1 protein-coding gene is annotated in these 804 nt (G+C 71.0%); it reads right to left on the bottom strand.

Annotation, left to right across the window (positions count from 1 at the left end; genetic code table 11):
- Positions 1-804, bottom strand: an 804-nt coding sequence (locus tag KUM32_RS39890; RefSeq protein ID WP_217146613.1) for a serine protease, incomplete at both ends; no start/stop codon positions are given.

Here is an 804-nt window from a genome sequence, read left to right as displayed (position 1 = left end):
GGCTCAGGTCGACCGTGTTGCCGTCGGCCACGCAGCGGGTGATCTGGTACGACTGCTGCGCGTAGTTTATGCCCTTCCGGACGGTGACCCTGCCGTTCTCGTCCACCTCGCACGGGTTGTTGTCCGTGCAGCGACCACCGGACTCGTTGCCGGTGTTGTTGACGGCGACCACCGCGCCGGTCGCGGTGTCCACGACGGGCGAGCCCGAGGTGCCCCCGATGGTCTGGCACTCGGGCGTGTAGCGCACCGAGTCCTTCCAGGTCCACCGCCCCTCGCGCAGTTCGTGCACGAAGCCGTCGACGGAGCAGGTGTACCGCTTCTTCCAGTAGCCCGACACGACGCTGATGGCGGTGCCGGCCTTCGGGCGCTCGGCCGCGAGCGCCAACGGCTTGACGCCGAACCGCTTCTTGATCTCCGCGTACGTCGCGTCCACCTCGTACAGCGACACGTCGGTGTCCGTCATCGTGGCGTACGCGACCTTCGTCGCCCGCACCGTGCCCGCGTCGCCGGCGCGCGCGTCGAGGAGCGTGAAGGTGCGGCTCGACGGACGGTCCACGACGACCTCGCCGGGGGCCGGGAATCCGCCCTCCAGGCAGTGGCCGTTGGACATGACCAGGGCCGGGTCCCGGTCGGCGGAGCCGGGGAGCTTGACCACGGCGCCGGAGCAGTTGCTCAGCGCCACGGTGCCCTCGAAGGTGACGGCCTTCGGCCGGGGCTTGGGCTTCGGCTTGGCCTTGCCCTTCTCGTGGGTGGGGGTCTCGGCGGTGGCCGTCGCGGCGGCGTCGGCCGATCGCGGACCCGCCT

It is taken from the genome of Streptomyces sp. AC627_RSS907, from assembly GCF_019049165.1.
Note: the sequence above shows the minus strand (reverse complement) of the source record. Positions and strands in the feature narration are given on the sequence as shown.